This window comes from Vibrio sp. (genome assembly GCF_984391705.1).
Window position 1 is genome coordinate 44,795 of record NZ_CFHWOM010000016.1, and the last position, 23,606, is coordinate 68,400.

18 protein-coding genes are annotated in these 23,606 nt (G+C 44.4%); 16 read left to right on the top strand and 2 right to left on the bottom strand.

Translation table 11 applies throughout. From position 1 onward, the window contains the following. Nucleotides 1-55 precede the first annotated feature (55 nt). The 8 genes from AC4MRV_RS11150 to AC4MRV_RS11185 all read left to right on the top strand — a co-directional run bounded on the left by AC4MRV_RS11150 (nt 56) and on the right by AC4MRV_RS11185 (nt 10,144). Entirely contained in the window at nt 56-1,303 is a 1,248-nt protein-coding gene (locus AC4MRV_RS11150; RefSeq protein WP_491187418.1) for an ABC transporter substrate-binding protein, read from the top strand. Between the two features lie 120 nt (nt 1,304-1,423). Continuing rightward, nucleotides 1,424-2,347: a carbohydrate ABC transporter permease gene (locus tag AC4MRV_RS11155; RefSeq protein ID WP_005473402.1), complete on the top strand. Its 924-nt coding sequence runs from the start codon at nt 1,424-1,426 to the stop codon at nt 2,345-2,347. Then, on the top strand, nt 2,344-3,201 hold the full coding sequence (locus tag AC4MRV_RS11160) for a carbohydrate ABC transporter permease (protein WP_005473363.1): 858 nt from the start codon (nt 2,344-2,346) through the stop codon (nt 3,199-3,201). Before AC4MRV_RS11155 ends, AC4MRV_RS11160 begins: the two co-directional genes overlap by 4 nt. 5 nt (nt 3,202-3,206) lie before the next feature. Beyond that, the gene (locus AC4MRV_RS11165) at nt 3,207-4,322 is read left to right on the top strand and encodes an ABC transporter ATP-binding protein (RefSeq protein WP_491187419.1); all 1,116 of its coding nucleotides are present in this window, start codon (nt 3,207-3,209) and stop codon (nt 4,320-4,322) included. 531 nt (nt 4,323-4,853) lie between these two features. Continuing rightward, nucleotides 4,854-5,849 carry a TRAP transporter substrate-binding protein gene (locus AC4MRV_RS11170; RefSeq protein WP_491187420.1) on the top strand — a complete coding sequence of 332 codons (996 nt, stop codon included), beginning with the start codon at nt 4,854-4,856 and terminating at the stop codon, nt 5,847-5,849. A 129-nt stretch (nt 5,850-5,978) separates the two neighbouring features. Next, a complete protein-coding gene (locus tag AC4MRV_RS11175; RefSeq protein WP_491187421.1) occupies nt 5,979-6,665 on the top strand; it encodes a TRAP transporter small permease in 687 nt (228 codons plus the stop codon). Nucleotides 6,666-6,668: 3 nt separating this feature from the next. Then, nucleotides 6,669-8,030, top strand: coding sequence for a TRAP transporter large permease (locus AC4MRV_RS11180; RefSeq protein ID WP_491187422.1), 1,362 nt, complete (start codon nt 6,669-6,671; stop codon nt 8,028-8,030). Nucleotides 8,031-8,191: 161 nt separating this feature from the next. Beyond that, nucleotides 8,192-10,144 (top strand): DUF3857 domain-containing transglutaminase family protein, encoded by a 1,953-nt coding sequence (locus AC4MRV_RS11185; RefSeq protein WP_491187423.1) that lies wholly within the window; start codon nt 8,192-8,194, stop codon nt 10,142-10,144. Nucleotides 10,145-10,210: 66 nt separating this feature from the next. Here the strand turns inward: AC4MRV_RS11185 and AC4MRV_RS11190 are convergent, their stop codons facing one another. Both AC4MRV_RS11190 and AC4MRV_RS11195 read right to left on the bottom strand, forming a co-directional pair. Next, nucleotides 10,211-11,551: a sigma-54-dependent transcriptional regulator gene (locus AC4MRV_RS11190; RefSeq protein WP_491187424.1), complete on the bottom strand. Its 1,341-nt coding sequence runs from the start codon at nt 11,549-11,551 to the stop codon at nt 10,211-10,213. Next, nucleotides 11,551-13,359, bottom strand: a complete 1,809-nt coding sequence (locus tag AC4MRV_RS11195; RefSeq protein ID WP_491187425.1) for a sensor histidine kinase — start codon at nt 13,357-13,359, stop codon at nt 11,551-11,553. Before AC4MRV_RS11195 ends, AC4MRV_RS11190 begins: the two co-directional genes overlap by 1 nt. 514 nt (nt 13,360-13,873) lie before the next feature. On the opposite strand from AC4MRV_RS11195, the gene tig reads away from it, so the two are divergent. The 8 genes from tig (at nt 13,874) to cmk (ending at nt 23,491) form a co-directional block, all read left to right on the top strand. Further along, a complete protein-coding gene (gene tig, locus AC4MRV_RS11200; RefSeq protein WP_491187426.1) occupies nt 13,874-15,178 on the top strand; it encodes a trigger factor in 1,305 nt (434 codons plus the stop codon). Nucleotides 15,179-15,283: 105 nt separating this feature from the next. Beyond that, on the top strand, nt 15,284-15,910 hold the full coding sequence (clpP, locus tag AC4MRV_RS11205) for an ATP-dependent Clp endopeptidase proteolytic subunit ClpP (protein WP_491187427.1): 627 nt from the start codon (nt 15,284-15,286) through the stop codon (nt 15,908-15,910). An 80-nt stretch (nt 15,911-15,990) separates the two neighbouring features. After that, on the top strand, nt 15,991-17,274 hold the full coding sequence (gene clpX / locus AC4MRV_RS11210; RefSeq protein ID WP_491187428.1) for an ATP-dependent protease ATP-binding subunit ClpX: 1,284 nt from the start codon (nt 15,991-15,993) through the stop codon (nt 17,272-17,274). 129 nt (nt 17,275-17,403) lie between these two features. Beyond that, complete coding sequence (gene lon / locus AC4MRV_RS11215) at nt 17,404-19,755, top strand: endopeptidase La (protein ID WP_491187429.1); 2,352 nt, start codon at nt 17,404-17,406, stop codon at nt 19,753-19,755. 191 nt (nt 19,756-19,946) lie between these two features. Beyond that, nucleotides 19,947-20,219 carry an HU family DNA-binding protein gene (locus AC4MRV_RS11220; RefSeq protein WP_005473436.1) on the top strand — a complete coding sequence of 91 codons (273 nt, stop codon included), beginning with the start codon at nt 19,947-19,949 and terminating at the stop codon, nt 20,217-20,219. Between the two features lie 169 nt (nt 20,220-20,388). Further along, nucleotides 20,389-22,248, top strand: a complete 1,860-nt coding sequence (ppiD, locus tag AC4MRV_RS11225; protein WP_491187430.1) for a peptidylprolyl isomerase — start codon at nt 20,389-20,391, stop codon at nt 22,246-22,248. A gap of 130 nt (nt 22,249-22,378) precedes the next feature. Then, nucleotides 22,379-22,672: a ComEA family DNA-binding protein gene (locus AC4MRV_RS11230; RefSeq protein WP_491187431.1), complete on the top strand. Its 294-nt coding sequence runs from the start codon at nt 22,379-22,381 to the stop codon at nt 22,670-22,672. A gap of 138 nt (nt 22,673-22,810) precedes the next feature. Beyond that, nucleotides 22,811-23,491 (top strand): (d)CMP kinase, encoded by a 681-nt coding sequence (gene cmk / locus AC4MRV_RS11235; RefSeq protein ID WP_491187432.1) that lies wholly within the window; start codon nt 22,811-22,813, stop codon nt 23,489-23,491. Nucleotides 23,492-23,606: the final 115 nt, after the last annotated feature.

The following is a 23,606-nucleotide window of genomic DNA, read 5'->3' on the forward strand; positions in this document are numbered from 1 at the left end:
ACGGGTCAGTTATGTGGTCGGCCCCGATGTCTAATCCAATACATGGAAGATAACAATGAAAATCAATAAAACCCTACTTACTTTATCGCTTTTGTCTGCCTCTGCTCTTTCTCATGCGGGAGAAGTGGAAGTTCTTCACTGGTGGACTGCTGGTGGTGAGGCCAAATCTGCTGCTGTTCTTAAAGAGATGCTCGAAAAGCAAAACCATACATGGAAAGATTTTGCGGTTGCAGGTGGCGGCGGTGAGTCAGCGATGACGGTACTGAAAACGCGTGCGGTCTCAGGAAACCCTCCTTCAGCGGCGCAAATCAAAGGACACGATATTCAAGAGTGGGGCGGATTAGGCTTCTTGACGTCTCTGGATAAAACAGCGAAAGCTGAGCAATGGGATTCAATCCTTCCATCGGTCGTGACTAAAGTCATGAAGTTCGATGGCGAGTACGTTGCGGTTCCAGTCAACGTTCACCGCGTAAACTGGTTATGGGCAAACCCGGAAGTATTGAAAAAATCGGGCGTTGAATTGCCAACCACATTAGACGAGTTCTTCGCAGCGGCAGAAAAAATCAAAGCGGCTGGCTTTGTACCTCTCGCTCACGGCGGCCAACCTTGGCAGGATGCAACCGTATTTGAGGCCGTTGCTCTGGATGTACTTGGTAGCGAAGATTACAACAAAGCCTTTGTTGACCTAGATATGGATACATTATCAGGCGATAAAATGGTAGAGGTGTTTACCAAGTTTAAGAAAGTGCGCGACTACATTGATGCGAACTCTCCGGGCCGTGACTGGAACGTAGCAACCTCTATGGTCATCAACGGTGAAGCGGCGATGCAAATCATGGGCGACTGGGCAAAAGGTGAGTTTTCTGCGGCGGGCAAAGTACCGGGCAAAGATTACATTTGTGCTCCTGCACCGGGTACGGAAGGTCAGTTCACGTTTAATATCGACAGCTTTGCGTTCTTTGAACTGAGCGACACAGCGAATCAACAAGCTCAGCAAGATCTGGCGAAAACCATTCTAACTAAAGAGTTCCAAGAGGTGTTTAACCTTAACAAGGGCTCTATTCCAGTACGCCTAGATATGGACATGAGTAAGTTCGACCAATGTGCGCTGGACTCGATGGCAACGTTCAAGGCAAGCGCGAAATCTGGCGACCTAGTACCTAGTATGGCGCACGGTCTATCGACGACAAGTTACGCTCAAGGCGCAATTTATGATGTTGTCACCAACTTCTTCAATGATGATTCCGCCGACCCTAAAGAGGCAGCTAAGAAGCTAGCAAAAGCTGTTAAAGCGGCAATCTAACTCTTGAGTTAGAACACTCATCACCCCCAAAGGGCGAGTAGGCTTGTGGGGAGCCTATTCGCCCTTTCCTTAATCTCTAACCCGGATTTTAGGTTAGATAAGATGACGTAAGGATTCGTTATGGAGCATGTTGTATCTCGGTACGCCAATAAGTCTGCGCCAAAGCCGAGCTTTGCTGACAGATTACAGCGCTGGCTACCGAAAATCGTTCTTGCGCCGACCATGCTAGTCACCGTGGTGTGTATCTACGGTTATATTTTTTGGACGGCTGCACTTTCTATGACCAACTCTCGCTTTCTACCAAGCTTCAATTTTGCTGGCTTTATCCAGTATGAAAAGTTGATGGAAAATGACCGTTGGCTCACTTCAATTACCAATTTAGGTATCTTTGGCCTGTTGTTTATGCTGATTGCGATTGGTCTAGGAGTAGGTCTAGCAATATTGCTTGATCAGAATATCCGTCAAGAAGGGGCAATCAGAACCATTTACCTTTACCCAATGGCACTCTCATTCATTGTGACGGGTACCGCATGGAAGTGGATTTTAAACCCGGGGCTTGGCATTGAGAAGTTGATGCAAGATTGGGGATTCACTGACTTTAAATTTGATTGGCTAGTGGATTCCGAAATGTCGGTTTATACACTCGTTATTGCAGCGGTTTGGCAATCTTCAGGCTTTGTTATGGCGATGTTTCTCGCCGGGCTACGCGGCATCGATTCTTCAATCATTAAAGCAGCACAAATTGATGGTGCAAGCCTGCCAACTATTTACTGGAAGATCATTTTACCTTGCTTGCGTCCAGTGTTTTTCAGTGCCGTTATCATTACCTCCCACATTGCGATTAAGAGTTTCGACTTGGTGACTGCAATGACGGCAGGTGGTCCAGGTTATTCGTCGGATTTACCGGCTTTGTTTATGTACGCACACTCATTCACTCGTGGTCAAATTGGTCTAGGCGCTGCCAGCGCGATGATGATGTTAGCGGGTATTTTGGCGATTCTAGTGCCATACCTATACTCAGAACTTAGGGAGAAAAAATCATGACCAACAACATGAATTTTGCCCGCCTATTTATTTACGCATGCCTCATCTTTTTCTGTGTTGTCTATTTGATGCCGCTGTTTGTGATGGTGATTACCTCGTTCAAAACGCTACCTGATATCAAAGCAGGGAATTTAATGTCGTTGCCGAAAGAATGGGTATTTGATGCTTGGTATAAAGCGTGGGATAGCGCCTGTACGGGGGTGAAATGTGAAGGTGTGAAAGGGTATTTTTGGAACTCATTCCAGATGGTGATCCCTGCGGTAGCTATCTCTACGTTACTTGGGGCGTTTAATGGCTATGTTGTGACCAAGTGGCAGTTTCGCGGCTCTAACCTGTTTTTTAGTTTGCTGCTTTTTGGTTGCTTTATTCCATTTCAGGTGATTTTGCTCCCTATGGCGGCGGTGCTTGGTAAATTAGGTTTGGCCAACACCACAACGGGTTTAGTGATTGTTCACGTGATTTACGGTATGGCTTTTACTACCTTGTTCTTCCGTAATTTTTATATTGGCATTCCAGATGAACTGATTAAGGCCGCCAAGCTTGATGGGGCGGGTTTCTTTACCATTTTCTTCAAAATTCTGTTGCCGCTGTCGACACCCATCATCATGGTCACTGTGATTTGGCAATTTACCGCAATTTGGAATGACTTCTTATTTGGTGTGGTCTATTCAGGCTCGGAGACACAACCTATAACAGTTGCGCTTAACAACCTTGTTAACACCAGTACGGGGGTTAAAGAATACAACGTAGATATGGCCGCGGCCATTATCGCAGCTCTGCCAACACTCCTTGTCTATGTATTGGCAGGAAAATATTTTGTTCGCGGCCTAACGGCAGGATCAGTAAAAGGATAATTACCATGGCGACACTAGAACTTAAACAGATCCGCAAAACATACCCAAAGGCGGAACAAGAAACACTGAAAGGCATTGATATCAGCATCGACTCTGGTGAGTTTTTGATTCTGGTCGGCCCATCCGGGTGCGGAAAATCGACCTTAATGAACACCATTGCGGGGTTGGAAGGGATCAGCGGAGGCGAAATCGTGATCGATGGCCGTGATGTCTCACAGATTGAACCTAAAGACCGTGATATTGCGATGGTATTCCAGTCTTACGCGCTGTACCCGAACATGACGGTGCGCGGAAATATCGCGTTTGGCCTAAAGATTCGCAAGATGCCAGACAACGAAATTGAAGAAGAAGTGCAGCGTGTGGCAACCATGCTGCAAATTGATCACTTACTTGATCGCAAGCCTTCGCAACTTTCGGGAGGTCAAAGGCAGCGTGTAGCGATGGGCCGAGCATTAGCGCGCCGTCCTAAGCTCTACTTGTTCGATGAACCTTTATCTAACCTAGATGCAAAGCTTCGTGTGGAGATGCGCCATCAGATCAAGCGGCTTCATCAACAGCTCAACACTACTATCGTCTACGTAACGCACGATCAAATCGAAGCCATGACGCTCGCCGATCGTATCGCTGTGATGAAGGATGGCGAGCTGCAACAGCTTGGCACACCATATGAAATCTACACCAAGCCGAACAATATGTTTGTTGCAGGCTTTATGGGCTCTCCATCAATGAACTTCATTAAGACCATGGTTGACCTTGATGACAGTGAGCAACCGGTGATTAAGGTGAAAGGGAGTAACGATCAAGAGCATCACATCAAACTGCCGCCTTCAATGCGTGAGCAAGATGGCAAGGAAATCGTGATTGGCCTGCGTCCAGAACACATTACTGAGTCTGAAAATCCAGACTCATCGGCTTCAACCATGTTGAATCTCCAGCTTGAAGTGTTGGAGCCGACAGGACCAGATACTATTGCGATGATTAAAGTGAATGACCAAGAAGTCGCGTGTCGCCTATCTCCAGAGTTTGAGGTGAAAGTCGGGCAAGTAGCACCACTTCATTTTGACCTGTCCAAAGCGGTGTTCTTTGACGCTCAGACCGAGCAGCGTATCGACTTCAATTGATCGTCAATTTGAGTGCACTCCTGAGTAACGTCACGGGGGATTGATCAGGTTTGGCTTGCTACCTGATTTGGGAGTGCACTCATCTCGCAATTCTTTTTGATAAAGATGTTAATAAATGCCTCAATAGCGACTATGCTTAAAGGGAAGTTTGGAATTGGCCGAATGGAAGCTGAACCATGGTGCCAACTTAGATGGAGGGGAGGGACTTCATGCTTTTGTCTCCTTTGCATATTCCCTCTCCTCACATTTTATTTCTCTTCTGTAACTGCATTTGCATTCCTTTCATGTAGAACTAATACACTCCAACGTGTTGCGTGTGGAATATCACCCATTTGTCTGTAATGTATGGGTGGAAATCCCCCCAAATAGATAGCTTTGATGACACGCGCATAGAAAATCTTCTACTCAGCAGCAAGTTAACCTTTTGTTAAATAATGGAAAGTTAATTAAATGTTACACTTGGCTCGATAGTTGCCCTGTATAGGTACAACACCCAGTGATGGGGTTGTCCAATTAACAAGGAGAATAATAATGTTTAAGCCATTGACCCTACTATCTGTATCAATTCTTGCTGTAACCAGTTTTAACGCTGCTGCAAACTGTGATCCTGGAGAGACGGTGATTAAGTTCAGCCACGTAACGAATACAGATAAGCACCCGAAAGGGATTGCGGCTTCATTACTTGAGCAACGCGTCAACGATGAGATGAATGGAAAAGTGTGTATGCAGGTTTTCCCTAACTCAACACTTTATGATGATAACAAGGTACTGGAAGCGCTATTAAACGGTGACGTGCAACTTGCTGCCCCTTCTTTATCAAAATTTGAGAAGTTCACGAAAAAGTACCGCATCTTTGATCTTCCTTTCCTATTTGAAGATGTGGATGCAGTTGACCGTTTCCAAAACTCTGAGTCTGGTGAAAAGCTAAAAAATGCAATGAAGCGTCGTGGTTTACAGGGACTGGCTTTCTGGCACAACGGTATGAAGCAGATGTCAGCGAATCAACCCCTCCTTTCTCCAGATGATGCTAAAGGTCTTAAATTCAGAGTTCAGGCTTCAGATGTTTTAGTTGCACAGTTTGAGCAGCTTGGTGCTAACCCGCAAAAAATGTCATTTAAAGAAGTGTATGGCGGTCTGCAAACTAAAGTTATCGACGGTCAGGAGAACACTTGGTCAAACATCTACGGTAAGAAATTCTTCGAAGTACAAGACGGTATTACGGAAACCAACCACGGTATTTTGGATTACCTAGTCGTAACCTCTAATGATTTCTGGAAAGGGTTACCAAAAGATCAGCGCGAGCAGCTAAACACCATTATCCAAGAAGTGACGGCGACGCGTAATGCGGAATCGACCAAAGTGAACCTTGCGAATAAAAACAACATCATCGAAGCGGGTGGTGAGGTTCGTACGTTAACGCCAGAACAGCGCCAGAAATGGGTAGCGGCTCTGCAACCAGTCTGGAAAAAATTTGAAAAAGACATCGGTTCGGATTTGATTGAAGCGGCGTTAGCTTCAAACCAGTAATGGCTTAAGCCAACCTGAAAATAACTATAACGATCCCCCTAACCATTGGCCCTCTTGTCGGGAGGAGGGCCTTTCTTTTCCTGTAATGCCGAGCTGGTCACCCAGTTTGGTCTATAAAGCGATGTAACTATGGAACAGTCTATTTTTGCCAGAGTAGGTCAGGTAACTGACGCCATCGAGGAGACGCTGATTGCTTTCTTCCTTGGGGCGATGACTTTGCTCACTTTTGCCAACGTTATTTTTCGATATGTCTTCAATGACAACATTCTTTGGGCCCTAGAGCTTACCGTTTTTCTGTTTGCGTGGATGGTCTTAGTCGGCGCTTCTTATGGTGTAAAAAAGCACTTTCATATTGGTGTAGACGTTGTCATCAATATGGCACCAGAAAAGCTTCGTAAAATCTATGCCTTGATTGCAGCGGCATGCTGTTTGACCTTTTCTGTTTTGCTGTTAATCGGCTCTTGGAACTATTGGTATCCGTTTGCGACTGAACGAGCTTGGTACGAGACAGATGACATCCCTATGCCGGAAATGTTGCAGTTCCTAGCCGATTGGCTCAACGAAGGTGAGCGCTACGAAAAACTGCCACGTTTTATTCCATATATGGCGCTGCCTATTGGTATGGCACTAATGACGTTCCGTTTTGCCCAAATTACCGTTCAAATTGCTACTGGTAAGCTTGATCGCCTCATCGCTGGCCACGAAGCGGAAGAAGAGCTAGAAGCGCTCAAAGAAGAGCTAAAAGATGCGGGTGAGGCGATGGAGCCAAAATCTGCAATGGATTCTGACAAAAATGATAAGAGCAAGGAGAGCTAAACCATGGATATTCTGTTTCTATTCGTGATGGTGGTTGGCTTTATGCTCGTAGGTGTGCCAATTGCGGTATCACTGGGCTTGTCGAGTATTCTGTTTTTAATGATGCATTCGGATGCTTCGTTAGCGTCTGTCGCTCAGACACTTTTTAATGCCTTTGCTGGGCACTACACCTTACTGGCGATTCCATTCTTTATTCTGGCATCGAGTTTTATGTCTACCGGCGGTGTTGCGAAACGTATTATCCGTTTTGCGATTGCAATGGTTGGCTGGTTCCGAGGCGGCTTAGCGATGGCTTCCGTGGTCGCGTGTATGATGTTTGCGGCTCTTTCTGGGTCTTCACCAGCAACGGTCGTTGCGATTGGTAGTATCGTTATCGCAGGGATGATCAAAAACGGCTATTCGAAAGATTTCGCGGCTGGGGTGATTTGTAACGCTGGTACGCTAGGCATCTTGATTCCACCTTCTATCGTCATGGTTGTTTATGCGGCAGCGACGGATGTGTCGGTGGGTCGTATGTTCCTTGGTGGTGTTATTCCTGGTCTGCTTGCCGGTGTGATGCTAATGATTGCCATCTACATTGCGGCGCGCATTAAGAATCTACCTAAACAGCCATTTGTTGGTTGGGGTGAAATGTTTGCTGCGGCGAAAGATGCAAGCTGGGGTTTACTGCTGGTAGTAATCATCCTCGGTGGTATCTATGGCGGTATCTTTACGCCTACTGAAGCTGCAGCGGTTGCTGCTGTGTACTCTTTCTTGATAGCGAATTTCATCTATAAAGACATGGGGCCATTTGCTGATAAGAAAAACACTAAACCTGCGATCGTTAAAGTATTCCAAGCTTTTGTCCATAAAGACACTAAGCATACTCTGTACGATGCAGGTAAGTTGACCATTATGCTGCTGTTTATCATCGCTAATGCTTTGATCTTAAAACACGTGTTGACTGAAGAGCGCATTCCGCAAATGATCACGGAATCCATGCTATCAGCTGGTCTTGGGCCAATTACCTTCCTGATTGTGGTGAACGTATTGCTCTTGATTGGTGGCCAGTTTATGGAACCGTCTGGGCTGTTGATCATTGTGGCGCCATTGGTATTCCCTATTGCGATTGCCCTCGGCATTGATCCTATTCACCTGGGGATCATGATGGTGGTGAACATGGAGATAGGTATGATCACCCCACCGGTTGGGTTGAACTTATTTGTTACCGCCGGGGTCGCTAAGATGTCGATGATGCAAGTTGTGAAAGCGGCACTGCCTTGGGTTGCAGTTATGTTCCTCTTCCTCATCATTGTTACTTATGTACCTTGGGTATCGACATGGTTGCCAACCACTTTAATGGGACCTGAGATCATAACAAAATAAAGTGACTCGAAAGAATTAGCCTCGCTTAACTGCGGGGCTTTTTTGTTCTATTCGTTGTTAAATTAATCAGTTGGGTGGCGAGGGGAATCGAAAATGATTACTATGCGCAAAGTATTCATTTTATAAATGAAAAAGTTGGAAATACAAAAAACGGATATTAAATGAAACGACAGTGGTTATGGCTTGTAGCTTTAGTGATAAGTAGTGTGCAGGCAGCAGAAATAGAAATCTCCCCGGCACCAAGTTGGGTGGTCGAACAATCATTTGAAGCGCAGGCTCAGCGTAAAGATAGAGTAGATGGCAGCATCTACATGCTGGTTTCTAATCAGTTTAATGCGTTATCAAATACACCGACGTTCTATAATCGTTACGTCACTCAAGCAGTGAACTCTGAAGGAGTAGAGAGTAACTCTCAAATAGCGATTGACTTCGATCCTAGTTACGAAGAAGTGGTGCTCCATAATGTCAAAGTGTGGCGTGAGGGAAAGCCTTTGGAACGACTATCTAGTATCGACGTCAAGCGATTTAAGCGTGAAGTCGACCTAGAAAAGCTGCTTTATAGTGGTCAAGAAACCTTCTACATTGTGATTAACGATGTTCAAGAAGGGGATATCATTGATTATAGTTACTCGATTAAAGGGCTGAATCCGGTCTTTAGTGGCAAAGTTGATCGTTGGATAAAAATGGGCTGGAGTGTGCCTGTTCTAAAGACTTACGCAAGGATCCTAACGCCTAAGGATAGCCAGTATACAGTTAATCGATACGGTGACAGCCGACACCTAAAAGCTGAAATTAACCAAGATGGCAAAATTGTTGAGCATATATATTCTGATGATCGTCGTTCATACAGTTATCTAAATGAAGCGGATCAACCAGATTGGTTTATTGAGTACCCATATATCAATATCAATAACTATGAGAATTGGGAGGATGTCGTTTCTTGGGCTTTGCCTCACTACCAGATAGACGCCCAAGGTAGTAAGTTTGCTGCTGAAGTGAGTAAGCTGAAATCTATTGAAGATCCAGAGAGACAAGTGATTGCTGCGATTAAACTCGCTCAGCAATCGATACGCTATTTGGGGATAGAAAATGGTATAGGCTCCCATGCCCCTAGACAACCAGAGCAAACTTTGCAGCAAGGGTATGGAGACTGCAAAGACAAGTCAGTATTGTTGACAGCTATGCTGCGGGAACTGGGTATTGAAGCAAATCCTGCATTAGTGAGTACCGTCTACCGCAAGCACCTAGCTGAGCAACCCTCCGGGCACAGCGCATTCAACCACGTTATTGTCACTTTCTATTTTCAGGGCAAGACCTTTTGGATTGATCCTACCCAAACAGAGCTGTCGGATAGCCTAGCCACAATGACTCAATCAGAGCTTGGTTATGGTTTGATCATTAAACAAGGTGAAATTTACCCGACGCTTATCGACACAAATAACCTCAATCAAGTTGAAACAACATCCACCTTTAAAGTGGCTTCTCATGAGAATGGTACTTCAACGCTACACGTAGAAACGACTTATATGGGCAAGCAGGCTGATAAAATGAGGCGTTACCTTTCGGCTAATTCAATTGAACAAGTGATGGATGAGTTTGAAGGCTTCTACAACAAACACTATGAAGGTATCTCTGCTTCCAAGAAATTCTATTACTTCGATGACTTAATGAAGAATGAAGTGTACATGACAGAGAATTATGACATCGAGAAAATGTGGTACCAAAATGAAGATGATGACCCACAGTTTGAGGTGTATGCTGATGTGATTGGTGCGAATGTATATGTGTCAGAAGCGAAACGGCGCAGTACCCCTTTTTACATAGGGAGACCAGTCAAAGTTGCTCAAACCATGGTGGTTGAGTTGCCATCGCCTTGGAAAATTACTTCAGACGAGCTGAAAGTAAACAATGAGGCATTTGATTTTTCTTTGTCGCTTAATGGAGAAGAGGGGAACTGGCTATCAAAAGTTTCAGGCGAGTATCGTCAGGCAAGGATTCATTACCAACTTGAAAGAAAGCAGCCAGATGTGATGCCGAATGCGCTTAAAGAGTACAATCAACAAATAGAGCGAGCGTCAGAAAGCGTAGTATATCAATTCACGCGCTACGAATAACGAGCAAAACTAAGCCCCTATTTTATTCATCTAACTAGGGGCTTTTTCTTTTCTTAGGTCAGGAGTCTATTCCGTTTTGTAGCTGTTCTTATCAATCCCGTATTTTTGCATTTTGTCGTAAAGCGTTTTACGTGCAAGTTGTAGGGTATCGAGTGTTTCGTTGATCTTTCCATGGTTGCTCGCTAATGCTTGTTCAATTAGAGCTTTCTCAAACTCAGCGACTTGGGTAGCAAGCGGAATTGAATCGGCAATAGGTTGTGTCGGGTTTAGATGACCAAGGTTTCCTAACAGGACAAATCGCTCAGCACTGTTGCGTAACTCCCGGACGTTACCAGGCCAATCGTGGCTCATCAGAGTTTGCAAATCTGTATCGGGTAGCGCATTTGCCGCTTTCCCGTAGCGAGAAGCTGCGACCAGAAGAAAGTGATGAAAGAGGGCTGGGATGTCTTCTCTACGTTGTCTAAGTGGTGGTAGATCTAAGGTCACCACATTCAAGCGGTAGTAAAGGTCTTGGCGAAATTCGCCTTCCTCAGCGGCTTGCTTTAGGTCGACTTTAGTTGCGGCTATGACACGAATATCAACTGGGATCAGTTCATTGGAACCCACTCGCTCTATTACTCTTTCTTGAAGCACTCGCAGTAATCGAATCTGCGCTTGCATTGGCATTGATTCAATTTCATCCAGGAAGAGAGTGCCTCCTTGAGCATGCTCAAACTTGCCAATCCTTTTGCTATCAGCGCCGGTGAATGCACCTTTTTCGTGACCATACAGTTCACTTTCAATCAAGTTTTCAGGTACGGCTCCACAGTTTATGGCAACAAAATTAGCCTCTCGACGAGAGCTCTGCTCGTGTATAGAACGTGCGAATAACTCTTTGCCTGTTCCAGTTTCTCCAAACAGTAAAATATCGGCACTGGTGTCGGCGATATGAGTAATAGTATCGCGTAAGTTTTGTATTAATGGAGTATTACCAATAATTCGAGGCCCCAAGGTTTGACTGGCTTTAAGGCTACGTTTCAGCTCTTGGTTTTCGAGTGTTAACTGACGCTTTTCGAGGGCACGATTGGTGGTGTCAATTAATCGATCGATTGCAAATGGCTTTTCAATAAAATCGTATGCGCCATTCCTTAACGCATTGACGGCCATCGAAATATCGCCATGACCAGTAATCAGAATGACAGGCACTTCTTTATCTTGGTTGAGAACCGTTGACAGTAGGTTTTCACCTGATAATCCTGGTAGACAGATATCTGAGATTACGACTTTGGGCATTCCGTGTTCTTTGATAGCTAGCATGGCTTCTTCAGCACTGGCGTAGAAACGGGCTGACAGTTCTTCTAGCTCAAAGCTTTGTTCGATTGCGATGCGAATATCACTTTCGTCGTCGATAAAAAATACGTCGTACATCAATTCTCCTTGTCCGTCGCAGTCGAATTAGTGGTTTTAATAGGAAGTTGAACCGTAAATCTAGCTCCACCAAGAGGTGAACGAGTGACACTTAATTCGCCATTCATCGCTTGGACTATTTGCTGGGATATAGAGAGCCCCAAGCCCAAACCATTTTTCTTAGTAGTATAAAAAGGTTCAAAAAGTTGCTTTGCTGCGACTTCGTCGATGCCAGGTCCATTATCATCGATAAAAATACGCACTCGCGCTTGATCTTGTTGATAGCTCACATTGACACGTCTATCAGGTATTAGCTCGACTGCTTGGGCGGCATTGGTGATTAAGTTGATCAGAACTTGTTCAATCTGAATCGCATTGATTTCTACTTTGGCATTTAAGTGCTCTAAATCAACGTTAAGAGGGATTTGATAGCTTTTAATTTGTGGTGCGACCAACTCTTTAGCAGAAATGATGACAGAGGAGAGATCCAGTATTTGCACATCATTTGAGTCAGACTTGCGGGTAAAAGATTTTAGTTGATTGCTGATCTTAGCCATGCGATCCGTCAAATTGGATATTCGGTTCAGGTTGTCATCAACGCGGTCATATTTTTCTTTGAGGAGGAAACGGCGGCCATTGTCAGCGAAGCTTCGGATTGCAGCAAGTGGGTTATTTAGCTCATGGCTGATACTTGCAGACATCTCTCCAAGGACGGCAAGCTTCGCCGCTTGAATCAGTTCATTTTGGGTTTGCCTTAGCGCTTGCTCGGTTCGAGTACGTTCGGAGACTTGAGCTTGAAGCTCCGACGTGCGCTCCATGACCAGAAATTCCAACTTTTGCTTGGCCTCTGACTGAAGTTGTTCAAATTGTCGCTTCTTTTGATATCTCTGATACCACAGCTGAAGGGCCAGAAATGCAATAACGAACAACAAACTCAAGACTAAACCAAAGCTCAACGTAGACCAAAATAGCGTCACTTTCTCGGTTAGTACTCGGATGGTGAGATCCAGCTTAGGAACATGTCGATTTGAAGCAATATAGTCGCCTTTAATCCAATTCTGATGTGGGTTTTCTAGCTCAGAATGTTCTGTGTTCAAGTCCCCAACCAATCCAAGGGAGCGAATCGGGGTATCCAAATACTGGCGACTATTAAAAACCTTGCTCCTGTTCTGCTCACTTAGAGTTGTTAGGCCTTTGAAGAGCCAAGATGGATTACTCGACATAAAAATAATGTCGTGTTTATCTGTCGCGACGAAGGTATTTTGTTTTCCTTTCCAGCTCTCCTCAATCGCGGAAAGATCCATTTTGACGACGATAACTCCGATGTAATCCGCTGCGTAAGCCACGGGAAACGAATAGTAATAACCACGTTGCCCGGAGGTTGAGCCTAAAGCGAAGTACTGGCTGCGATTACCTTGAATCGCGTCTGAAAAATAAGGACGCCAAGCAAAGTTCTTCCCAACAAAAGAACGATCCAAGTTCCAGTTACTGGCTGCGATGGTATTACCCCATTGGTCAAGGAGATAGGTATCAGCGGCTTGAATGATATTGTTTACATCTTCGAGGTAACGGTTGGTCAAATCGATCTGGGCTGAATTGTCCGGTTGAAGTAGCGCATAGGTTAACTCCCGATCTTCAGAAAGTAGTTGGGGGAGATGGGCGTATTTGTCCAATTTCGATGAGACGTGACTAGAAAAGCGGTCGAGCTGAGCTTGATGCTGCTCAAGTAACGATTGGTAGTTGTAATTCCAAAACGACTGAGAGCCAAACACCAAGCAGAGTAAATAGATGAACAATAGGTACAGATTAGCTCGGCGAAATGGTGACATAAACTTCCATCGGATCACTACAACAACAGAGTAGATAGGGTAATATTTTTTGTTACAGCTGTGTTTAAAGCTGTAACAAAAATGAGGAATAAAACCGGACTTAGATCTCCTTTTCTCCTTTAAATCTAAAAAAAGGCTAGTTTCTCTTGAAAAAGCCATTAATGTCCCCATTTCTTGAGACAATAGCTGCTTTATTGCTTCTTTTTTTAGCAGTTAAAAGAGTTTTTAGGGTAATCCCGTAGCGATCGTAGGGATCGGCTCGACAGCTATCGACTAGGTCGGTAGAATGCTGCGTCTAAATTTTTATCCTGAGGCTAATCGGAGATACCTTTAACGAATGCGAATTTGTAAAGATATCGCTCATTAGTCCGGTAACTGAGTCAGTCGGTTATCGATACTCGATTTATAAAAGAGTACTCGCTGAGTACAAACAAGGATGGGTCCTATTACCTGTTTTTGGATTTTAGGGCACATAAGCTCAGGAAAACTGAGCCAGTTTTGAGGTTAATGAATAATGCAAGTTACTGTTGAAACTCTAGAGGGCCTAGAGCGCCGTCTTAACATTACTGTTCCAGCTGCAAACATCGAAGACGCTGTAACAGCTGAACTACGCAACATCGCGAAAAACCGTCGTTTTGATGGTTTCCGTAAAGGTAAAGTGCCTCTAAAAATGGTTGCGAAGATGTACGGCAAAGCAGTACGTCAAGACGTGATGGGCGAAGTAATGCAACGCCACTTCATCGAAGCGATCGTTAAAGAAAAAATCAACCCAGCAGGCGCTCCAACTTTTGCTCCAGTTGAAAACAAAGAAGGTGAAGACCTAGTATTCAACGCAACTTTTGAAGTTTACCCAGAAGTTGAGCTAAAAGGCCTAGAGAACATCGCTGTTGAAAAACCAACAACTGAAGTTCAGGACGCAGACGTTGAAGAGATGATTGAAACTCTACGTAAGCAACAAGCAACTTGGGCAGAAGTAGCAGAAGCTGCTGAAGAAGGCAAGCGTGCTACTATCGATTTCGTTGGTTCTATCGACGGTGAAGAGTTTGAAGGCGGTAAAGCTGAGAACTTCCCACTAGAAATGGGCGCTGGTCGCATGATCCCAGGTTTTGAAGACGGTATCGCAGGTAAGACTGCTGGTATGGAATTCGAAATCGACGTGACTTTCCCAGAAGACTACCACGCAGAGAACCTAAAAGGTAAAGCTGCTAAATTCGCTATCAAAGTAAACAAAGTTGAAGCTCGTGAGCTTCCAGAACTGAACGACGAGTTCGTTTCTAAGTTCGGTGTTGCTGAAGGTGGCGTTGACGCTCTTAAAGCAGAAGTTCGTAAGAACATGGAGCGTGAACTTAAGCAAGCAGTTAAGAACCGTATCAAAGAGCAAGCAATCGACGGTCTAGTTAAAGAAAACGAAATCGACGTACCTGCTGCACTTATCGATCAAGAAATTGGTACTCTACGTCAGCAAGCTGCACAGCGTTTCGGTGGCAACCCAGAAGCAGCTGCACAACTTCCACGTGAGCTGTTCGAAGAGCAAGCTAAGCGTCGCGTTGTTGTAGGTCTTCTACTAGGTGAAGTTATCAAGTCTGAAGAGCTAAAAGCTGACGACGAGAAAGTGAAAGCTCTAATCGAAGAAATGGCTACAGCTTACGAAGATCCAGCTGAAGTAGTTTCTTACTACGAGCAAAACGAGCAAATGATGAACAACATGCGTAATGTTGCTCTAGAAGAGCAAGCAATCGACGCAATCATCGCTAAAGCTCAGGTTTCTGAAAAAGAAGTTAGCTTCAACGAGCTAATGAACCAGCAACCAGCGGCTTAATAAGCAATATCTTGCGTAGAAGGTTGACGAAACGTTAACTATTCTGCTAACAATGGTCCGTATGATATTTATCATCCGGGCCATTTATTTTAGGGACATAAGAATATGAGCTACCAAGAAAAAAATGCAATGTCGCCAATTCTAGACGCGCTAGTACCAATGGTGGTTGAACAAACTTCCCGTGGTGAACGTTCTTACGATATTTATTCTCGTTTGCTCAAGGAGCGCATCATCTTTCTGACAGGCCAGGTGGAAGACCACATGGCAAACTTGGTTGTAGCACAGTTGCTATTTTTGGAGTCAGAGAATCCTGATAAAGATATTTTCCTTTACATCAATTCGCCAGGTGGCAGCGTAACTGCAGGTATGTCAATTTACGACACCATGCAGTTCATCAAACCGAACGTTAGTACCGTATGTATGGGACAAGCTTGCTCTATGGGCGCATTCTTACTTGCTGGTGGTGCCCCAGGTAAGCGTCATGTGCTACCTAACTCGCGCGTGATGATCCACCAGCCTCTAGGTGGCTTCCAAGGCCAAGCGTCTGACATCCAGATCCATGCTCAAGAAATTTTGACTATCAAGCAAAAGCTAAACAAGTTGTTAGCAGAGCATACTGGTCAGCCGCTAGAAGTGATTGAGCGCGATACAGATCGTGATAACTTTATGTCTGCAGATCAAGCTGTAGAGTATGGTTTGGTTGATTCTGTATTAAGCCACCGCGGTGAATAATTGATAGCAATTGTTTAGCGCAATTCGGTTTAAATTGATATACACTCAAATCATATGAGTAAAGGCTAAGAGGTTAGCGAATGACAGACAAAAGCAAAGAGAGCGGTAGTAGTAAGCTTCTTTACTGCTCTTTCTGCGGCAAAAGCCAGCACGAAGTTCGCAAGCTGATCGCCGGTCCATCCGTCTATATTTGTGATGAATGTGTCGATCTGTGTAACGACATCATTCGTGAAGAAATTAAAGATGTTCTTCCTAAGAAACAATCTGAGGCACTACCTGCGCCGAAACAGATTCGTGAACATCTAGATGATTATGTGATTGGTCAAGATTACGCTAAGAAAGTGCTAGCGGTAGCCGTTTACAACCACTACAAGCGTTTACGTAATGGGGACACAACGAGCGAAGGTGTTGAACTTGGCAAAAGTAATATCCTTCTTATCGGTCCTACAGGTAGTGGTAAAACGCTATTAGCTGAGACATTGGCTCGATTCCTAGATGTACCTTTCACTATGGCAGACGCAACGACGCTTACTGAAGCGGGTTACGTAGGTGAAGATGTAGAAAACATCATTCAAAAACTGCTGCAAAAATGTGACTACGACGTAGCGAAAGCAGAGCGTGGTATTGTGTACATTGATGAAATTGACAAGATTTCACGTAAAGCTGAAAACCCATCTATTACACGTGACGTGTCGGGTGAAGGTGTTCAGCAAGCGCTTCTAAAACTTATTGAAGGTACGGTTGCTTCAGTACCACCGCAAGGTGGACGTAAGCATCCTCAGCAAGAGTTCCTTCAGGTAGACACATCTAAGATTCTGTTTATCTGTGGTGGTGCATTTGCAGGTTTAGATAAGGTTATTGAGCAGCGTGTAGCGACAGGCACAGGTATTGGCTTTGGTGCAGAAGTTCGCTCTAAAGACGAAACTAAGACTGTGGGTGAACTGTTCACTCAAGTTGAGCCAGAAGATTTGGTTAAATATGGTCTAATTCCAGAATTTATCGGTCGTTTACCAGTTACGACAACGCTAACTGAGCTTGATGAAGATGCGTTGATTCAAATTCTGTGCGAACCGAAGAACGCGTTAACCAAACAATACGCAGCACTGTTCGAGTTGGAAGATTCGGAGCTTGAGTTCCGTGAAGATGCTCTCCGTGCAATCGCGAAGAAAGCGATGGAGCGTAAAACGGGTGCTCGTGGTCTACGCTCAATTCTTGAAAGCGTACTATTGGAAACCATGTATGAACTACCATCAATGAACGACGTTTCTAAAGTTGTGATTGATGAGTCAGTTATCAATGGTGAATCAGAGCCTCTGCTTATCTACAGCAATGCAGATAACCAAGCGGCAGGTGCTGAATCGTAACCCGATTCACAGAATTTGCTAAATCATTAAAGGAGGTAATCAATTACCTCCTTTTTTTTATTCTTTCATTGAATCCAACCAATTAGCCCCCATATACTGCTCATAAGACTAAGCGGAAGAGAGAATAATATGAACTTGGAACGTTCCGAACGTATCGAGATCCCTGTACTACCTCTAAGAGATGTAGTCGTTTACCCGCACATGGTAATTCCTTTGTTTGTTGGTCGTGAAAAGTCGATTGCTTGCCTTGAAGCAGCGATGGATAACAACAAGCAAGTGCTGCTAGTTGCGCAGAAAGAAGCGGACACTGATGAGCCAACGAAGAATGACCTCTTTGAAGTTGGTACAGTTGCAACCATCCTACAACTGCTGAAGTTGCCAGACGGTACTGTAAAAGTGCTTGTTGAAGGCCAGCAGCGTGCCAAGATCAATAGCCTAACCGATGAAGAATTCTTCGTAGCTGATGCTGAGTATTTAGTTACAGAAGAGCTTGACGAACGTGAGCATGAAGTCATTGTTCGCAGCGCGATTAACCAGTTTGAAGGCTTTATCAAGCTGAATAAGAAGATTCCACCTGAAGTTCTCACTTCTCTTAGTGGGATTGATGAAGCCGCGCGCTTGGCTGATACAATCGCTGCTCATATGCCTTTAAAACTGGCTGACAAGCAGACTGTTCTTGAAATTTTAGATGTGACTGAGCGTCTTGAGTTCCTTATGGGTCAAATGGAATCAGAAATTGACCTATTGCAAGTTGAAAAACGCATTCGCACACGCGTGAAAAAGCAAATGGAGAAGTCTCAACGAGAGTACTACCTCAATGAGCAGATGAAAGCGATTCAGAAAGAGCTTGGCGAGGGTGAAGACGGCGTTGACGAATTTGAAGCGCTGAAGCAAAAAATTGCTGAATCTAAGATGCCTCAAGAAGCGCGTGAAAAAACTGAGCAAGAGTTACAAAAGCTGAAAATGATGTCGCCGATGTCGGCAGAAGCGACAGTGGTCCGTGGCTACATTGACTGGATGCTTGGTGTGCCTTGGAGTAAGCGTTCAAAAGTTAAGAAGAACTTGGCGAAAGCAGAAGAAATACTTAACGAAGACCACTACGGCTTAGAGCGTGTAAAAGAACGTATTCTTGAGTACTTAGCGGTACAGAACCGCATTAACAAGCTTAAAGGTCCAATTTTATGTCTTGTTGGTCCTCCAGGTGTTGGTAAAACGTCACTAGGTCGTTCAATTGCAGCTGCTACAGGTCGTCAATATACGCGCATGGCATTAGGTGGTGTGCGTGATGAAGCGGAAATTCGTGGCCATCGCAGAACTTACATTGGTTCAATGCCGGGTAAACTGATCCAGAAAATGTCGAAAGTCGGTGTTAAAAACCCTCTATTCTTACTGGACGAGATTGATAAGATGTCTTCTGATATGCGTGGTGACCCGTCATCTGCGTTACTAGAAGTCTTAGACCCAGAACAAAACAATGCCTTTAATGACCACTACTTAGAAGTTGATTACGATCTTTCTGATGTCATGTTCGTCGCAACATCAAACTCAATGGACATTCCTGGGCCTCTACTAGACCGTATGGAAGTGATTCGCCTTTCTGGTTACACAGAAGATGAAAAACTTAATATTGCTAAGCGCCACTTAGTTGAAAAACAGATTAAGCGCAATGGTCTTAAAACTGGCGAAATTGAGATTGAAGACTCGGCTATTATCGGCATTATTCGTTACTACACACGTGAAGCGGGTGTACGTAGCCTAGAACGTGAAATTTCGAAGATTTGTCGTAAGGCTGTTAAAAATATCTTGCTCGACAAGGATCTTAAAACAGTTACCGTTACGATGGATAACCTAAAAGAGTACTTAGGTGTTCAACGTCATGATTATGGTAAAGCGGAAGATAGCAATCGAATCGGTCAAGTCACTGGTCTCGCTTGGACACAAGTAGGTGGCGATCTATTGACCATCGAAACTGAAGCGATGCCAGGTAAAGGCAAGTTAACGCAAACCGGTTCTCTTGGCGATGTCATGAAAGAATCGATTCAAGCGGCGATGACAGTGGTACGCTCTCGAGCTGAAAAACTGGGCATCAACTCAGATTTCTACGAAAAACGTGATATCCACGTGCACGTGCCTGAAGGTGCAACGCCTAAGGATGGTCCAAGTGCAGGTATCGCAATGTGTACCGCGCTGGTTTCTAGCCTTACTGGAAACCCTGTAAAAGCGGAAGTCGGTATGACAGGTGAGATTACCTTACGTGGCGAAGTTCTACCTATCGGTGGCCTAAAAGAGAAGTTGTTAGCAGCTCATCGCGGTGGTATCAAAACAGTACTGATTCCTAAAGATAATGAGCGTGATTTGGAAGAGATTCCTGATAACGTAATTGCTGATCTTAAGGTAATTCCAGTGCAGTGGATTGACGAAGTTCTGCAAGTTGCACTAGAAAAAGACCCATCAGGAGTCGAGATTGCTGCCGTAAAATAGTGATGTGTAGCAAAAATAAGTAAAAGATTACGCTGATAGACCGAAAAAGGCTTGTCAGCGTTTTTTTTGGACGCTAACGTTAGCGACTATAGCTTCAGCCCTTGCTGTGTAAGGGATTGTCGCTGATTTGAAACAAATGGAACGAATGCTGCCGTGAATAATTAAAACAGGTAGCGCAAAGGGGAATCACAGTGAATAAAACACAATTAGTAGAAAAAATCGCAGAAAACGCAGACCTATCTAAAGCATCAGCGGGTCGCGCTCTAGACGCTTTAATCGAAGCAGTGAGCGACACACTACAATCTGGTGACCAAGTTGCACTAGTTGGCTTCGGTACTTTCAGTGTACGTACTCGTGCAGCTCGTACTGGTCGTAACCCAAAAACTGGTGAAGAAATCCAAATCGCTGAAGCGAAAGTACCTTCATTTAAAGCAGGTAAAGCTCTGAAAGACGCTTGTAACTAATAAAAATTGGGTGTCACTCCAATTTTTTTAGAACCTTTTTAATTTATGCGCATCATACTGATGCGCATTTCTTTTTCTGGTATTATCGCGCTATTCAATTTTTTTAGTATTAGGCACTTTGAAAGCTGATGTAACTGGCTTTGAAGTGTGAGCGGAGAGTAGTTTAAGTATGATGGATCGATTACGCGAAGGCGTTAATAGCATCGCGGTAAAAATTATCCTGGGACTTATCATCCTATCTTTCGTTTTTGCAGGTGTTGGTAGCTACATTGTAGGTGGCGCTGGCAATACAGCTGCAAAAGTGGGTAACGTAGAAATTGGCCGTGGAGAGTTTGAGCAAGCGTATCAAAATGAACGCAACAGAATGCAATCTCAACTGGGTGACTATTTCTCAAATCTTCTTGCTGATCCGAGCTACGTAGAATCTTTCCGTAAATCAGTTCTCGATCGAATGATTAACGACCTGCTTATTGAGCAACATGCTGAATCTTTAGGTCTTCGTGTAAGTGACGCGCAAGTTCGTACAATGATTGTCGATATGCCTCAGTTCCAAGCTGACGGCCAGTTTGACCAAGAAATTTATCAAGCGTCACTTCGTCGTGCAGGCTTCACTCCTGAAAGCTTTGCAGAATACTTACGTCGTGATTTAGTACGTAACCAACTGCTTACGGCTATCCAAGCAAGTGATTTCTCACTTCCAACTGAAGTTGAGGCTCAAGCTAAGCTACTAACTCAAACACGAGAAGTAGAAACGTTGACGCTTCCGTTAGCGGATTTTGCTGCGAAAGTTGAATTATCTGAGGAAGATATCCAAGACTTTTATCAGCAGAATGCAGAGCGTTATACTCGACCAGAGCAGGTGAAGGTTGCGTATATCGAACTTTCCGCTCAACAGCTGAAAGATGCGATTACTATTTCTGATGAAGAAGCTCAGAAATTTTATAACGAGCATATGGATAAGTACTCTTCAGAAGAGCAACGTCGTGTAAGTCATATCCTTGTTGAAGGTGATGATGAAGCGAAAGCACAAGCAATTCTTGATGAGTTAAACGCAGGCACAGATTTCTCTACTCTAGCAGAAGAAAAGTCCGACGACTTTGGCAGTGCTTCTGAAGGTGGCTCACTAGGTTGGATTGAACGTGAGGTGATGGACCCTGCATTTGAAGATGCAGCATTTGCCTTGAAGAATGTCGGCGATGTGTCGGGTCTCGTAAAGTCTGATTTTGGTTACCACATCATTAAGCTAGATGAGTTGAAAGATTCGGTTGCGAAGCCTTACGCTGAGGTTGCGGCTGAAATTAAGCAAGAGCTCAAAGACCAGCAAGCTGTTGACCAGTTCTATGAGTTGCAGAGCGAGCTTGAAAAAATAGCGTTTGAATTCCCAGATTCTTTAGATGATGCTGCCGCTGCAATCAATGCAAAAATCGAAACGACGGATTTCATTTCTCAAGTTGATGCACCTGACCTGCTAAAAGCTCCAGCAGTTTTACAAGCTATCTTGAGCCCAGAAGTGAAAGAAGATGGTTTGAACTCAGAAGTAATTGAAGTAGCGCCAGAGCATGTGATTGTTGTTCGTGTTGAAGATGAGCGTGATGAAACGGTGCTTCCACTTGATCAAGTTCGCGAGCAAGTAACCACGACACTTTCAAAGGTGAAAGGTGAACAAAATGCTATCGAACTGGCTGATAAATTGGTTGCTGAGCTAAAAGAAGGTAAGCAAGACTTATTGGCTGAGAATGGTTTGGCCTTTGGTTCACTAGAAACTCTTGATCGTAGTTCACCTATGGCAGATGTAGTGTTTGCTATGCCTAAGCCATCTGAGGGGCAGGTTGAGTATGCACAAGCAAAAGAACTCGATGGCAACATTGCAGTTGTTAAGCTGGCAAAAGTGAGTGATGCGTTCGATGCACAGTACAATGCACAAATTGGTAACCAATTGACGCAGATGAACGCTCAGCTTGACCTAACCGGGCTGATTAGTATCTTACGTAAAACAACAGATATTGAGTACTTTGTTGTAGCTCAATAAAGTTATGTAACTGATATATAGATTAAAACGGGCTGCTTTCGCAGCCCGTTTTGTTTTTCATCTTCAGCTGTTTTAAATCTCTTTGGTCAAGTTAATCTCCAATTGTCATTGTTTAAACAAGGAGATTTTAATGTTGTCGAAATGGTTGCTTCCTTTTCTACTTATAATTCTTTCACCAAATATCGCTATTGCGGGTGAGAGTACTGATAGTAAATACGAAGGAATTGAAATTACGGTTAATGTTAATCAGGCGAGTGCCCAAGAGCTCGCAGATTTGCTAAAGGGTATTGGTTTAAAAAAGGCGCAGGCGATAGTCGAATATCGAGAGGCGCATGGCAGTTTTGAAAGCGCTGATGCCTTAGTTGCTGTTAAAGGAATAGGCCCCTCAATAGTGGAAAAGAACCGCGCGAGAATCGAGCTCTGATACTAGCTAAGAGCGCTTCGGCGCTCTTTTTAAATTTTCCTCAATCCTTCCTAGCACCCAATGCGGAATACCTCTATAATTTCACGCCGAATAGATACAGCACAACTCATGCTGAAGCCAACTAACGTGGAGTTAAAGATGTCGTCTCATACACCGGTAGTCACCGTTGATGGACCAAGCGGAGCAGGTAAAGGCACGCTTTGTATGCTTCTCTCAAAGAAGCTAGGTTTTCATTTGTTAGATTCAGGTGCGATTTATCGTGTTCTTGCTCTAGCAGCTATTCATCACGGTGTAGACTTGGACTCTGAAGATGCACTTGTGCCGCTTGCAACTCACCTTGATGTCCAATTTATTGCAGAAGGTGAACTCGTCAAAGTTATCCTTGAAGGTGAAGATGTTTCGGGCGAGCTACGCAAGGAAGAGACTGGTATGGCTGCATCAAAGGTTGCTGCACTGCCGAGAGTTCGAGAAGCCTTGTTACGTCGTCAACGTGCATTTGCTGAAGGTAAAGGCTTAGTTGCAGATGGTCGAGATATGGGAACCGTTGTTTTTACTCAAGCAGAAGCAAAAATATTTCTTGATGCAAGCGCTGAAGAGCGCGCGAGTCGAAGACTTAAACAGTTGCAAGGCAAGGGGTTAGATGTTAAATTTGACGACCTTTTGCGCGAGATCCAAGAGCGTGACGATCGAGATCGTAACCGCCCAGTGGCACCACTTCGCCCTGCTGAGGACGCGCTGTTGCTTGATTCCACTTCGATGAGTATCGACGAAGTGGTAGAAAAAGCACTACAATATATTGAATCTAAGCTAGTCGCCTAGGCGGCTAGGTCAGAGCGTTGGTCGCAAGGATGATGACTGGCGAATTTAATAACCCCACGAGGTAGGATACCCGTGGACGTTTAATTTATTGAAGATTAAATAAATGACTGAATCT